This window comes from Serratia sp. BIGb0163 (assembly GCF_024809935.1).
In the GTDB taxonomy this organism is placed as follows: domain Bacteria; phylum Pseudomonadota; class Gammaproteobacteria; order Enterobacterales; family Enterobacteriaceae; genus Serratia; species Serratia quinivorans.
In genome coordinates, this window is the sequence record NZ_JANUDZ010000001.1 from 632,999 (window position 1) to 646,033 (window position 13,035).

The 13,035-nt window shown below is 52.3% G+C and carries 14 protein-coding genes and 1 pseudogene; 2 read left to right on the forward strand and 13 right to left on the reverse strand.

Features of this window, described 5'->3' with window-relative positions:
• Nucleotides 1-41: 41 nt before the first annotated feature.
• The 5 genes and pseudogenes from M2406_RS02950 to M2406_RS02975 form a co-directional block, all read right to left on the reverse strand.
• Entirely contained in the window at nt 42-1,595 is a 1,554-nt protein-coding gene (locus tag M2406_RS02950; RefSeq protein ID WP_017892406.1) for a peptide MFS transporter, read from the reverse strand.
• Nucleotides 1,596-2,071: 476 nt separating this feature from the next.
• Nucleotides 2,072-3,307: a multidrug efflux MFS transporter MdtG gene (mdtG, locus tag M2406_RS02955; protein ID WP_112362292.1), complete on the reverse strand. Its 1,236-nt coding sequence runs from the start codon at nt 3,305-3,307 to the stop codon at nt 2,072-2,074.
• A 199-nt stretch (nt 3,308-3,506) separates the two neighbouring features.
• Nucleotides 3,507-3,791, reverse strand: a complete 285-nt coding sequence (locus M2406_RS02960; protein ID WP_012006308.1) for a YciI family protein — start codon at nt 3,789-3,791, stop codon at nt 3,507-3,509.
• 104 nt (nt 3,792-3,895) lie between these two features.
• On the reverse strand, nt 3,896-4,816 hold the full coding sequence (locus tag M2406_RS02965; protein WP_012006309.1) for a Kdo(2)-lipid IV(A) acyltransferase: 921 nt from the start codon (nt 4,814-4,816) through the stop codon (nt 3,896-3,898).
• 449 nt (nt 4,817-5,265) lie between these two features.
• Nucleotides 5,266-5,499: pseudogene (locus tag M2406_RS02975) on the reverse strand (oxidoreductase); the annotation flags it as partial.
• 176 nt (nt 5,500-5,675) lie between these two features.
• Between M2406_RS02975 and M2406_RS02980 the strand changes: the two are divergent.
• Nucleotides 5,676-6,746 (forward strand): rhodanese-related sulfurtransferase, encoded by a 1,071-nt coding sequence (locus M2406_RS02980; protein WP_012006311.1) that lies wholly within the window; start codon nt 5,676-5,678, stop codon nt 6,744-6,746.
• Nucleotides 6,747-6,788: 42 nt separating this feature from the next.
• On the opposite strand, the gene M2406_RS02985 is transcribed toward M2406_RS02980, so the two are convergent.
• Both M2406_RS02985 and M2406_RS02990 read right to left on the reverse strand, forming a co-directional pair.
• Nucleotides 6,789-7,367, reverse strand: a complete 579-nt coding sequence (locus M2406_RS02985; protein ID WP_012006312.1) for a YceI family protein — start codon at nt 7,365-7,367, stop codon at nt 6,789-6,791.
• A 23-nt stretch (nt 7,368-7,390) separates the two neighbouring features.
• Nucleotides 7,391-7,945, reverse strand: coding sequence for a cytochrome b (locus M2406_RS02990; RefSeq protein ID WP_012006313.1), 555 nt, complete (start codon nt 7,943-7,945; stop codon nt 7,391-7,393).
• 424 nt (nt 7,946-8,369) lie between these two features.
• Here M2406_RS02990 and M2406_RS02995 point away from each other — a divergent pair, with 424 nt between their 5' ends.
• Nucleotides 8,370-9,422 carry an AI-2E family transporter gene (locus M2406_RS02995; protein WP_259188542.1) on the forward strand — a complete coding sequence of 351 codons (1,053 nt, stop codon included), beginning with the start codon at nt 8,370-8,372 and terminating at the stop codon, nt 9,420-9,422.
• A 109-nt stretch (nt 9,423-9,531) separates the two neighbouring features.
• Here M2406_RS02995 and M2406_RS03000 read toward each other — a convergent pair whose 3' ends face one another.
• The 6 genes from M2406_RS03000 to dinI form a co-directional block, all read right to left on the reverse strand.
• Nucleotides 9,532-9,648 (reverse strand): DUF2770 family protein, encoded by a 117-nt coding sequence (locus tag M2406_RS03000; protein WP_012006315.1) that lies wholly within the window; start codon nt 9,646-9,648, stop codon nt 9,532-9,534.
• 120 nt (nt 9,649-9,768) lie between these two features.
• A complete protein-coding gene (locus M2406_RS03005) occupies nt 9,769-10,395 on the reverse strand; it encodes a LuxR C-terminal-related transcriptional regulator (protein ID WP_012006316.1) in 627 nt (208 codons plus the stop codon).
• Between the two features lie 226 nt (nt 10,396-10,621).
• Nucleotides 10,622-11,737 carry an N-methyl-L-tryptophan oxidase gene (solA, locus tag M2406_RS03010; protein WP_259188548.1) on the reverse strand — a complete coding sequence of 372 codons (1,116 nt, stop codon included), beginning with the start codon at nt 11,735-11,737 and terminating at the stop codon, nt 10,622-10,624.
• Between the two features lie 142 nt (nt 11,738-11,879).
• Nucleotides 11,880-12,134, reverse strand: a complete 255-nt coding sequence (gene bssS, locus M2406_RS03015; RefSeq protein ID WP_012006318.1) for a biofilm formation regulator BssS — start codon at nt 12,132-12,134, stop codon at nt 11,880-11,882.
• A 198-nt stretch (nt 12,135-12,332) separates the two neighbouring features.
• Complete coding sequence (locus tag M2406_RS03020; protein ID WP_012006319.1) at nt 12,333-12,611, reverse strand: hypothetical protein; 279 nt, start codon at nt 12,609-12,611, stop codon at nt 12,333-12,335.
• Between the two features lie 137 nt (nt 12,612-12,748).
• Nucleotides 12,749-12,988, reverse strand: coding sequence for a DNA damage-inducible protein I (gene dinI / locus M2406_RS03025; protein WP_012006320.1), 240 nt, complete (start codon nt 12,986-12,988; stop codon nt 12,749-12,751).
• Between the last annotated feature and the right edge of the window lie 47 nt (nt 12,989-13,035).

The following is a 13,035-nucleotide window of genomic DNA, read 5'->3' on the forward strand; positions in this document are numbered from 1 at the left end:
AGCGCACCGGGCGCTGGCTGAAGGGTAAAGCGAAGCGGTTATCAGGCGTTGGTTGCCGGTTTCTGTGCGCTTTTACCCTGAGTATTTTCCATCATCCGGCGGATCGGGACGATCAGCAGGGTCAGCACCGCAGCACAGATCAGCAGAGCAATCGAGCAGCGTGCGAACAGGTCTGGCAGCATGTCCAGCTGGTCGGCTTTAACATGGCCGCCAATCAGACCGGCCGCCAGGTTACCCAGTGCGCTGGCACAGAACCACAGGCCCATCATTTGGCCGCGCATTCTTTCCGGTGCCAGCAGGGTCATGGTTGCCAGCCCAATCGGGCTAAGGCACAGTTCGCCCAGCGTCAGCATCAAAATACTGCCCACCAGCCACAACGGAGATACGCCGGCACCACCGTTGCTCAGCACGTTCTGTGCGGCCAGCATCATCAGGCCAAAGCCCGCAGCGGCAAACAGAATACCGATAACAAACTTGGTGATACTGCTCAGGCGCACTTTATTACGCGCCAGAGCCGGCCATGCCCAGCTAAATACCGGAGCCAGCAGGATAATGAACAGGGCGTTGATGGACTGGAACCACACCGCCGGGATCTCGAAGTCGCCAATCATCCGGTTGGTATAGTCGTTGGCGAACAGGTTGAACGAGGTCGGTTTCTGTTCGAAGGCTGACCAGAAGAAGGCCGCGGATACCAGCAGGATAAAGCAGACCAACAGGCGGGCGCGCTCTTTACGGCTCAGGCCGGCAAACACAAACAGATAAATGAAGTACAGGGTGACCGAAGCAGCAATCACGTAAACCAGCATACTGGCCACGGCTACCGGGTTAATCACAATGATGCCCTGGGCAATCAGGGTGATAACCACTGCCACGCCGACCGCCAGCGCAATCAGCCAGGCACCGACACCGTTTTTCTTGGCGACCGGGCTGTTCCAGGTGGAGTCCAGGCCCACTTCGCTGTCATAGCGCTTCATTGCCGGTACGGCAAAGACGCGGAAGATCACCAACGCCACCAGCATACCGATACCGCCGATGCCGAAGCCCCAGTGCCAGCCGTGGGATCGAATCAGCCAGCCAGAGATCAGCGGGGCGATAAACGAGCCCATGTTGATGCCCATATAGAACAGCGAGAAGCCACCGTCGCGGCGGTTGTCGCCTTTCTTGTAGAGCGTACCGACCATCACCGAGATACAGGTTTTGAACAGGCCGGAACCCAACACAATAAACATCAGGCCGATAAAGAACAGGTTGTTGCCCATAAAGGCGGACAGTGCGATCGACAGGTGGCCGAGAGCGATCAGAATCGAGCCGTACCAGACCGCTTTTTGCTGGCCCAGCCAGTTATCGGCCAACCAGCCGCCCGGCAGGGCCGCCAGATACATGCTGCCGGCAAAAATACCGACAATTGCCGAGGCATTCTCACGTGCCAGCCCCATGCCGCCGTCATAGACCGTCGCGGCCATAAACAGGATCAGTAATGGGCGAATGCCGTAAAACGAGAACCGCTCCCACATTTCGGTAAAGAACAGGGATCCCAGCGGATAAGGGTGGCCGAAGAAGGTCCGGCTTTCTTGGTTATTAACAGAGGATTGCATAACGTCTTCCCAATAAAATGTGCCGCATTTATGCAGCTTATACTGTGGTATGTATGTGTATTTAAGGAAGGTGATCCACCCAGTGCGGATTACCCGACAAAACCGCAGCCGCAGCGCCCGTTAACCGTGGAAAGCGCGTCGGCCTTTTTTCACTTGGCCAATGGTTTACATTGAGCGTGATATTATTTAACCATTTGATAACTGGATGGTGGTTTTGTCTAGTCCCTGTATCCCATTTTTTAGATGAAAAGTCGACAAACATCTCCTTTCCTGGTTTTTATGTTGGTTGCGGAGGGAATGTTATTGACAGGTGGTTTATTGCGCTAAAAGTTAATAACTTTTTTAAAAACAATCAATTAAACTAAGATTTATCTGAAGAGGGCCGGCAAGACGGGTGTGAAAGGTATCAATACTAAAAGTAGGGTAAACGGGCCGTCGACCCATTTTAGTGAAGGAAGTGGTGATAAATACGGCTATTACTCTTCCTGCAGGGTGTCTTCTCTCATTCGCGTCGGGCGACGTTGCAAACACCACCAGGAATAAACGGCGTTGAACAGCACCACCAGAGCGGTGACGCAGAATACTGCACGGAAGCCATAACTGGCGGAGACGGCGGCCCCCATTAACGGGCCACTGACGTTGCCGATATCGCGGAACGATTGGTTATAGCTGAAGATCCGCCCGGCAACCTGATTGGTGCAGTTGTAGATCAGCAAGGTTTGTACCGCCGGCAGCAGTGCGCCATCGGCAGCGCCTAGCAGGAAGCGAAGTACGCCGAGTTGCCACGGGGTTTGCACAAACGCCATCGGGATCAGTAACAGCACCGATACGATCAGCATAAACACCAGAATACGCTCCGGGCCGATCCTGTCGCCCAGTTTGCCCAGCCGTGGCGCACTCATTAGCGCGGCGACGCCCGGTACTGAAGCGATCAGGCCGCTGACAAAGGCCAGATTATGAATGTCACCGGCCAAATCACGGACGTACAGCGTCAGGATCGGTGCGATGGATCCGGTGGCAATCTGAATAATCATGGTGGTGACAAACAGGCTGAGGATCAGCTTGGGGCTTTTTAGCGCCGCGAAGACCTGACGGGCGTGCAGCATGTCTTTTTTCTGCACCGGGGTGAACTGCTCTTTGACATACAGCAGCGTCAGAACAAAGCAGGTCAGCAGCACACCGGCGGTAATGTAGAACACCGGCCTCAGGCCATACTGGTCGGCTAGCAGGCCGCCAATCAGCGGCCCAATCAATGCACCGCTGACGCCGCCGGTGGACAGGGTACCCAGTGCCCAACCGCTGCGATTGCGCGGCACCTGTGTGGCAATCAGCGCATTGGCGTTGGGGATAAAACCGCCGAGCAGGCCCAGCACCGCGCGTAGCGCCAAAAACTGCCAAATATTCTGCGCCATGCCCATCAGCAGCATCACTATCGACATGCCCAATGCCGATCGTAACAGCATCAGCTTGCGCCCCCGGCGATCGGCCAAACCGCCCCAGAATGGGGAGGCAATCGCAGAGAACAGGAAGGTAATGCTAAATACCAGCCCAGACCACATATTCAGTGCCTGGTGGCCGGTAACACCGAGGGTTTCTACATACAGCGGCAGGAATGGCATGATCAGACTGAAGGCGGCACCGGTGAGGAAACACCCCAGCCAGGCGACAAAAAGATTGCGTTTCCAGTTGATGAGTTCGGGTGCCGGAGCCATAAGTTCCTGTTGCGTAAGGTAGAGGGCTATGTTTGCAAGAGCAGTCAATCGTGCAAAGCAAAAAAGTTAGCCTGGTAAGTATGCGCTTAATTATAGGTGGCATCAATTGATGTGGGGTGAGATATACCGGAAATGAAAAAAAGTTTTAAAAATAGAATATTGGCAGTATTCCGCGCTGTACGCGCGGAAAAAGGCGAATTTAAAGCCCGGCAAGCAGTTCAAAACCGCTGGAGGTGGTGGAGAGGGCGACATCGGTAATTTCATAGTGGGCTACGGCGTTGAAAGGATCTTGCCCGACAATGATGTCCAACTGCGCACGCTCGATACCTTTTACCAGGATCACACCACCGGTGCGCGGGTTCTTACGGCCGGAGGCAATGAAGGTACCGTCCTGGAAATATTTTTTCAGCCAGGCGATATGCCCCTCGAGGTGGCTGTCGACTTCTTCTATCGGGCGATGGTAGGTCAGGCTAACGATGTACATAACGGCTCCAGGATGAACTACGAAGGCTTTACCATCCCACCGTTACTGCCGATTCTCAAGCTCTGCGGCATAAAAAACTAACCCGCCAAACGGCGGGTCAGAAGTCAGTAAAGTGAAGGCTCGCCTTCCGGCCGGGTTTTGAAGCGGCGGTGCAGCCACATGTACTGATCCGGCGCCATCAGGATTTCCTTCTCCACCACCTTATTCATAAAGGCGGCGGCATCGAGCTCATTATCCAGCGGGAAGTTTTCCACCGCCGGCTGCATAATCAGCTCATACCCTTTGGCATCCGGCAGGCGGCGCGGGGTAAAGGGAATAATGGCCGGCTTGCCCATTCTCACCAGCACGTAGCTGCCGGTGGTGGTGGCGGCTTTCTCTACGGCGAACAGTGGGGCGAACACGCTGCTGCGTGGGCCATAGTCATGGTCTGGGGCGTACCAGATGATGTCCCCCTGCTTTAGCGCGCGGATCATGCCTTTTACGTCCTTACGGTCCAGCATCGATTTGTTGGAACGCATGCGACCCCAGGTCTGCAGCCAGTCCATCAGCTTGTTATCATGCGGCCGGTAAACGCCGATGCCTGGATTATGAATGCCAAAGATACGGGCACCCAGTTCCAGCGTCAGGAAGTGCAGACCGATCAGCAAAACCCCCTGATGGTTGTCTCGTGCCTTCTGAATATGTTCCAGCCCGCTAACCTGGAACCAGCGTTCGATACGCCAGTTTGGCCAAAACCACGCCATACCGGTTTCAAACAGGCCCATACCGACGGATTCAAAATTTTGCACCACCAACGCATCGCGTTCGGCTTGCGGCATGTCCGGGAAGCACAGCACCAGATTACGTTGGGCTATTGCCACGCGGCGCTTGAGAAATCGCATGGAAAAACGGCCCAGTGAGGTGCCGAGGCGATAGATAATCGGATAAGGCAGCAAGACCAACAGGTAAAGCAAACCAATGCCGAGCCAGGTGAGCCAATAACGCGGATGCAGTAAAGAGCGATTAAAAGAAGGAACTTGAGTCATGTGTTCTCAGCTTAGAAGCAGTCATTTAATGATAATAACAGAGTTCTCGAATGGTCTCTCCTGCGAAGGATTTTTGACCAAACGTTTATTTTCTGCCGTTTATAACCGGCTATTGTGGCATTTTTATCGAAGAACGTGAAAAGGCACCGCATTAAAACATCATTTTTAATGATGAACGGATATAAAGTGGCTGGAAATTAAGCTAAATGGCTCTAAAGGATAAAATTCATACTCGACAGACGCGTATTATCTTGCGCAATTTATTAGGGAGATCTTATGTTGGCTACATGGTTGAGTGCAGGATTGTTGGTCAGCGGAGCACTGCTGGGCAGCCTGGGTGCGCATCTGCAGTTTAATCCGTTGCTGCTGGTGGCGGGTATCGCCCTGGCTGCGGGAACGGTGATTTCCGGGTTTACCGAATGCCGGGATGGGCGCTGAGCATCCGCCCCGGTAGCCTCGTCCCACAAACCGAGGTCGCTGGGCGTAATGCGCCCTTCGGGGGCGACCGAGCTGGCTTCGACAATCAGCAGGCCGGCACCGGACAAGGACAGATGCCCAAGATGCAGGGTATGCCACTCGGTGGCTTTGCCGTGGTCGGCAGAATATTGGCACATCGGTGCAATAATAATACGGTTGGGTAAATTCAGTTTTCCCAGCGCAATGGGGGTAAATAGCTGCCTCATGACGTCCTCCTGAACCGTGATAAATAGGGGGGGAACTCCTGTCAGGAGTATCGGGATTTGCGAGCAGCGTCAAGTTGCCAGCGCTTCACATCATCGGGTATTATGTGCGCCGCGCGTGGGCCGGCGGTCGGCGCGTGTTTAAATCAGTCACCTCCCGAAAGACAGGAAAGTACACCATGCCAGTGTTACATAACCGAATTTCTAATGAGGAACTGAAGGCGCGCATGCTGGCGGAAACCGAGCCGCGCACCACAGTTTCTTTTTATAAATACTTCACCATCGAAGATCCCAAAGCGTTTCGCGACAGCCTGTACGTTCAGTTCGACAAGCTGAAGGTGTTCGGCCGCATTTATGTGGCGAAAGAGGGGATCAACGCGCAAATCAGCGTGCCGCAGAATAAATTCGAGGCGTTCAAAGCCGCACTCTTTGCCTCACATCCGGCGCTGGACCAGGTTCGGCTGAATATCGCCCTGGAAGACGATGGAAAATCCTTCTGGGTGCTGCGCCTGAAAGTGCGTGAACGCATCGTTGCCGACGGCCTCGATGACGAGAGCTTCAACCCGGCGAACGTCGGTGAGTATCTGCAGGCCGATCGCGTTAATCAGATGATTGACGATCCGGATACGCTGTTTGTCGATATGCGTAACCATTACGAATATGAAGTCGGTCACTTTGAAAACGCCATCGAAGTGCCGTCGGACACTTTCCGTGATCAACTGCCGATGGCGGTTGAGATGCTGCAGGACAATAAAGACAAAAATATTGTCATGTACTGCACCGGCGGGATCCGCTGTGAAAAAGCCAGTGCTTATATGTTGCATAACGGCTTCAAGAACGTCTATCACGTGGAAGGCGGCATTATCGAGTATGCGCGTAAGGCAAAAGAACAGGGGTTGCCGCTGAAGTTTGTTGGCAAAAACTTTGTGTTTGACGAGCGTATGGGCGAGCGAATTTCTGACGATGTGATCGCCAATTGTCATCAGTGCGGTGCGCCTTGCGATACTCACACCAACTGCCTGAATGACGGCTGTCACCTGTTGTTTATTCAGTGCCCGAGCTGTGCGGCCAAATTTGAAGGTTGCTGCAGCGAGATCTGCCGCGAAGAGCTGAAGTTGCCGCGTGAAGAACAGCGCGCGCGCCGAGCCGGCCGTGAAAATGGCATCAAAATTTTCAATAAGTCGAAAGGGTTATTGCAGACCACGATGCACATTCCGGCACCGGAAGAAGATAAAGACTCGGCAAACTGAGTTGGTGATAAGCGCGGCAGCCTTGCCGCGCTTTAGTAAGCATTACTTCGCGCGAACGCCTTCCACAGAAATAATCAGCTCCACGTCCTGCGATGCCGGGCCGAGATCGGTGGTGATGCCAAAGTCTTTCAACTTGATTTTACCGTTGGCTTCAAAGCCGGCACGGTAGCCACCCCATGGGTCGTTGCCCTGACCGATCAGTTTGGCGTCCAGTGTGACCGGTTTGGTCACGCCATTCAGCGTCAGGTTACCAACCACCGCATAGCCTTCGCCGTTCTTTTTCACTTCGGTGGATTCAAACTTGGCCTGTTTGTTCTTTTCCACGTTCAGGAACTCGGCGCTGCGCAGGTGTTTATCACGCTCAGCGTGGTTGGTATCGACGCTGGCGGTGTTGATCGTGACGTTAACCTTGTCCTTGGACGGATCTTTTTCGTCGAAGGTGAAGCCGCCGTCAAAATCCTTGAAGGTGCCGTACAGCCAGCTGTAACCCAGGTGCTGGATGCGGAATTCGATAAAGGCGTGCTGCCCCTGTTTGTCAATCTTGTAGTCGGCAGCCAGCGCGGAACCGGCGCTCAGCAGCATTGCGCCTGCGGTCAGGCCCAGTACGGTTTTCTTCAACATAGCTATCTCCATAAATCCAAAGGTTAATCGGCGCTGCTACCCAGCATCCGTTTCAAAGTAACATCACGATCAACAAAGTGATGTTTAAGCGCGGCCAGACCGTGCAGAACTGAAAGCACTACCACGACCCAGGCCAGGTAAAGGTGGATGGTACCGGCCGTATCGGCCTGTTCCGCCATGCCGGTGACGGTGGCGGGGATGTCGAACCAACCGAAAACGCTGATCGGTTGACCGTCAGCGGTAGAGATCAGATAGCCGCTGATTAGAATGCTGAACAGCACGACATATAACGCCAGATGGGCGAGGATCGCGCTGACGCGAGTAAAACGACCGTAGCTGGCCAAAGGTTTGGGCGGCGGTGAAACGAAACGCCAAATGACCCGAACCACCATAACGATAAACAGCAGTGTCCCGATGCTTTTATGAATCTCCGGTGCCTGGTGATACCAGACATCGTAATATCCCAGTGTGACCATCCATAGGCCCAGGGCAAACATGCCGTACACCGTCAGTGCGACCAGCCAGTGGATCAGCACTGAAATATGACCAAAACGATTGGCGGTATTTTTCCACAGCATCCTGTTTCCTTACTTTCCTCATTATCCGGCTGCAATAATTAAACTTTAAGAAACATAAAATCAATAATAAATTTAACTATGTTACTTCTTAATAATATTAATCAGAGAATTTGGCTGAGATAGCGTTAAGTCAATCAGTGAAATCGTTGAAGTGATTACTGTGGAGACATATTATTTTTATGTTATGAGTTGAAAATAAAGGGATTTATATATTATTGTCAACTTTTGTCATGTTGCGTAAGTGCCGTGAATTTTTTTAACAAATAAACCCTAGTCAAGATTGTCGATTATTTCCAGTCAGGATTTGGCAAAACGGGGATTTTAATTCGCGGAGTAATACCTCTGCGGCCTGAAGGGAGAGTTTGCTAACATAACACTCATCTGATGGCCCTTTGGGCCTGCACTATTAACGCAAAGGAAATGTATGGGCCGAACCCTGTTGACCGATCGCAGCCTGCGGCTGGCCATTATGCTGGCGATGTTGGTGATTATTCTTGCCGGTGTGAAAGCGGCCGTGGATGTTGTGGTGCCTTTCCTGCTGGCACTGTTCCTCGCGATGGTGCTGAATCCGCTGGTGGCACAGCTCGAGCGCTGGCGGGTACCCCGGGTGCTGGGTGTGAGCTTGCTGGTGGTGGTTGTGGTGGTGTTGCTGATGCTGTTTGTCGGTGTGCTGGGGGCATCTCTGAACGAATTTGCTCGCTCATTGCCGCAGTATCGCGGCTTGATGTTGGAAAAGTTGAGCGAACTACAGCACTACGCCGACCGTTTCAACATTACCATTTCCACCGAGGCGATGCTGCAGTACGTCGATCCCAGTGCGGCGATGAATCTGATCACTCGCCTGTTGAGCCGGTTTTCCGGCGCGATGACCAATATCTTCCTGTTGCTGATGACCGTGGTATTTATGCTGTTCGAAGTGCAGCTACTACCTTACAAATTGCAGCAGGCGTTGGATAAGCCAAGTGAAGGTATGGCCAATATACAGCGTGCGCTGGACGGCGTTACCCGTTATCTGCTGATCAAAACGGCGATCAGTCTGGCGACCGGGATTATCGTATGGGCCTTCCTTGCGGTTATTGATGTGCGTTTTGCCTTCATCTGGGGGCTGCTGGCGTTCCTGCTGAATTATATTCCCAATATTGGCTCGGTGATCGCCGCCGTTCCGCCGCTGATTCAGGCTCTGTTATTTAACGGATTTGGTGATGCTCTGGTAGTGGCTGCGGGCTTTATCACCATCAATTTGGTGATTGGCAATATGCTGGAGCCGCGTGTGATGGGGCGCGGGCTGGGGCTGTCAACGCTGGTGGTGTTCCTGTCATTGATCTTCTGGGGATGGCTGATGGGGCCGGTGGGGATGTTGCTGTCGGTGCCCCTGACCATTATTACCCGTATCGCACTGGAGACCACCGAAGGTGGGCATAAACTGGCGGTGATTCTCGGTGATGGCCAGCCGGGTAAACCGCTTACTCCGGAGTAAAGAAAACTTTTCCCTGACTTATCACGACACCAAGGCCTTCATAGCCAGGGACCTGCTCCGGGGGGGCAAAACGGTTAAAGCGCAAGCGGGGAAACGTGGGCGACATGCATTAAGGCATAAAGAAGAAATAGACGTCCAGCGCCAACAAAACCAGCCACAGGCAGATATACAGCACCAAATGTTCGCGTACGTTGTTGACGATCGCCGACAGTATTTTGTTTAGCATTCTCACCAGCCAAAAGATAGGGACTGGCAGAGTATAGATTTTTGCGGACAGCGTTAATACTGCCGATAGTGCAAAGCGTGTAGATAGGCCAATTTCACCGCTAAAATCAGCCTGCCTTGATCAAACCGCCAGTAAGGACAATGACATCGGGCTGGCAGAAACACTTGGCGGATAGAAGTAACGCAGCACGTTGTACAGCGAATAAAATTCCAGCCGGTTGCGGGCGTTGATTTTCTCTGTGATGTGCCGCTTGTGAACATAGACGGTGTGCGAGCTGATTTGCAGCTTTTTTGCGATGCGGTAATTGGGCATTTCCGCCATCCAGTGTTTCATTACCGTCAATTCCTGCGGGCTGAACAGCGAATGTTCAACGCTGCAATCCATCAGTGACACCGGTTTTTCCCGCATCATACGTAATGTCACCGGCAGCGTGGCTTTATTGAACAGGAAAGCATGATCGGCGATACGCATTGGCGCTTCGCTATAGGGATAGGGGGTGTCCAGGTAAATGAACAGCAATGCCGATGGGGTGGCTTCAATAAAAGCCTGCAGTTGGGCATCATCTTCACTATGACGGCAATGTTTGGTCAGGTTGACCAGGATATGACTGGGTCGGTAGTGCTCCAGCAGGGGAGTCGCCTGTTCCAGGCTGTGACAACACTTTATCTGGGCGAAAACATTGTCCGTAAAATAGTTATCGATTCCGACCCGAGTGAAGCAGCATTCGTCCACGACAAGCAGTTTCATGGTGACGTCCTTGTTGTTCGAAGAATTAGCAGGGGCATATCAACTGTAAAATAGAACTTACACCACAGGGGATCAATTCGGAAATCCGGATACTTACGCCAGAAATTTCCGTTGAAATATTTTTTACGATAGATTTCAGATTACTATGATGATTTCGGTATGTAACTAAAAGGCTAAACCGCAGCCAGCGCGAGTTGGCGGCTGCGATTAAGTCAGCAAGAAAGGGTTAAATGAAGCGTTTCAGTGAGAAAGGAGTGATATCCACCGGTGGGGTTTTATCTTCAGCAAAGAGTGCGGCGATCTCACCTAACACGCTGGCAAACTTGAAACCATGGCCGCTCAGGCCGCTGATGACCATTAAGCGATTGCATCCTGGCAGGGTATCGATAATGAAATCTTCATCAGGACTCATATCATAACTGCATGCTTCACCGTGTAAACATACCCCTACACCCGGTAAAAATTGGCGCAGAAAATGGAAAACCTCAGTTCCATCCGTGGTGAAACTGCCAAAAGGTTTGCGCTGTTCCGGTGTCTCCATTGGTTGGCCACCATCGTGTTTACCCACTTTCAAGCCGTCATTGTCGGCAGGAAACCCGTAATAGTGGTTGCCGTCCTGCGCTTCGACGGTAAATGCCGGGAAACGGTTGTTGACGCTGTAACGGCCATCCGCCTGATGCCAGGAAAAAACTTTCCGCAGTGGCGCGATCGGTAACTGTGGCAGCAGGGCTTTAACCCAGGTCCCTGCGGTGACCACGGCTTTACGCCCCTGAAAGCGGCCTTCTGGGGTGATCACTTCCACACCGCCGTCAATCGGCTGGACTGCGCTAACCGGGCAATTAAACAACTGGCCGCAGCCGGCATCCTTAGCCAGTTTGATGAAACTGGCAACGGCCAGTTCCGAGCGCAGGAACCCGGCGTCAGGCTCAAACACCCCCACGTAGCCTTCCGGTGCATTGAATTCCGGCCAGCGCTGGTTAATCTGTTCTGCGCTAAGGCTTTGCGTATTGAGGCGGGATTTTTGTGCACTGTGCTGGGCGTTGTTGATAAATTCAGAATCCAGCGGCCCCATATTCAGAACGCCGCAGTCCTGGAACAGTTCTTCGCCAGTTTGTTTAATCAGGGCATTCCATAAGGCCTGGGCTCGCAGGATCAGCGGCACATACTTTTCGCCTTCACCGTAAGCATGGCGGATGATGCGGGTATCGCCGTGGTGGCTGCCGTTACGGTGTGGGGGCATGGCGCTGTCGATCATTAATACTTTCAGGCCGGCCCGTGTCGCATAGTAACCTGCCGCCGCGCCTACCGAACCGCTGCCCACAACAATTAAGTCATATTCCACGTGCCATACCTTCTCTGTTATACGTTGCTATTTCGTTATGATAAAAGGTTGGAAGCCGCAATGCACCCGTTGTGCCGCTCGCAGACAAAGAAAAAGGCGCCAGAGATAATCGCTGGCGCCTTAGGCATTTTGGTACAGTGAATTAGTGCTTTTTACGATCAAGGTCCTGGTAATCCGTTGCTTCAATCTTGGCGATGCCGGCTTCTAAGATATTGATTAATTGACGTGCGACATCTGTGGTGAGCCAAAGCGTTCTGTCTACTTGGGCATCTTCGGGTGTCTGATCTCGTGAAGACAGGTAATGAAGGCGTATCATCATGGCGTCATAAGCGTCGACAGTACTGATATCCCAACCAACAAGCGGGTGTGTCTGAATTACTTCATCATTTCTGTCCATAAAGACCCCTTATTGAGTAGTGACTACCGTGAGTGACTAACGAGGATCAATGCGGCCCATCATCATGTGAGCAATTACAGTATACGCATCTGGCTACAGCGGTGGAGACTTTCCTGCTTTCTTTTGCAAAATAATTATTTATTTGAGTGATTATTCTACACGTCGGTACGCAAAGACGTGAGAACGGAGACATCACATTCATTCAACATCGGGGGGGCGTGGAACACTGTGCAATCGTTTTTCCAGCTCGAGGGCCAGATGGGCAAAGTGCTGCTGGGTTTCGGCATCACGATTTTGGTTTTGCGATTCCAGCTTCAAACTGTGAATTAGCAATTGATTGGCTTTGTCGTCCAGACCAAAAGCCAGATAGGAAAATGCCACCTCCAGCACGCTCAAACGCCGTTTTTGGTCGGCAATCAGCGCCAGCAGTTCGCCAAAGGTCATCGCTTCTTCGGTTTTTACCTTGTCCGGGGCCATCTTAAATACCTCCTGTTAAAGCATTCAGTACAGACCAGATAAGGCTTTTCTTCCAGCGGAAAATTAAACCGCGTTGTGTCGGGTTTCAAATACAAAAAAGCCGGAGAGCGACCCCCGGCAAAAACTACATTGCAGTATTATTCTGCGCTAAACCAATCGTCAGCACTTTCCCAGGTTTCCTGGAGAATGTCCGCGATCAGATCTTTATCTGTTTTCAGGCCGCCCAGAACCGAAAGCCCATTGGAACCGGCATAACGGACCTGAACCACAGTGTCTGGAAATTGGCGGTTTACCCGCTTGCTCAACTCACTGGTCAGAGCTTCGATGGCCCCTGACGGTAGCGGTTTGGTTTTATCTATAGTGACTTCAACACGCATAATTGCCCCCGAAGCGATTTACTGGATATTTATACAGTTAACCGTGC

Excerpts from the sequence above, each read along its gene's own strand:
- M2406_RS02950 (WP_017892406.1), bottom strand. The coding sequence starts at position 1,595 with ATGCAATCCTCTGTTAATAACCAAGAAAGCCGGACCTTCTTCGGCCAC.
- mdtG (WP_112362292.1), bottom strand. The coding sequence starts at position 3,307 with ATGGCTCCGGCACCCGAACTCATCAACTGGAAACGCAATCTTTTTGTC.
- M2406_RS02960 (WP_012006308.1), bottom strand. The coding sequence starts at position 3,791 with ATGTACATCGTTAGCCTGACCTACCATCGCCCGATAGAAGAAGTCGAC.
- M2406_RS02965 (WP_012006309.1), bottom strand. The coding sequence starts at position 4,816 with ATGACTCAAGTTCCTTCTTTTAATCGCTCTTTACTGCATCCGCGTTAT.
- M2406_RS02980 (WP_012006311.1), top strand. The coding sequence starts at position 5,676 with ATGCCAGTGTTACATAACCGAATTTCTAATGAGGAACTGAAGGCGCGC.
- M2406_RS02985 (WP_012006312.1), bottom strand. The coding sequence starts at position 7,367 with ATGTTGAAGAAAACCGTACTGGGCCTGACCGCAGGCGCAATGCTGCTG.
- M2406_RS02990 (WP_012006313.1), bottom strand. The coding sequence starts at position 7,945 with ATGCTGTGGAAAAATACCGCCAATCGTTTTGGTCATATTTCAGTGCTG.
- M2406_RS02995 (WP_259188542.1), top strand. The coding sequence starts at position 8,370 with ATGGGCCGAACCCTGTTGACCGATCGCAGCCTGCGGCTGGCCATTATG.
- M2406_RS03000 (WP_012006315.1), bottom strand. The coding sequence starts at position 9,648 with ATGCTAAACAAAATACTGTCGGCGATCGTCAACAACGTACGCGAACAT.
- M2406_RS03005 (WP_012006316.1), bottom strand. The coding sequence starts at position 10,395 with ATGAAACTGCTTGTCGTGGACGAATGCTGCTTCACTCGGGTCGGAATC.
- bssS (WP_012006318.1), bottom strand. The coding sequence starts at position 12,134 with ATGGACAGAAATGATGAAGTAATTCAGACACACCCGCTTGTTGGTTGG.
- M2406_RS03020 (WP_012006319.1), bottom strand. The coding sequence starts at position 12,611 with ATGGCCCCGGACAAGGTAAAAACCGAAGAAGCGATGACCTTTGGCGAA.
- dinI (WP_012006320.1), bottom strand. The coding sequence starts at position 12,988 with ATGCGTGTTGAAGTCACTATAGATAAAACCAAACCGCTACCGTCAGGG.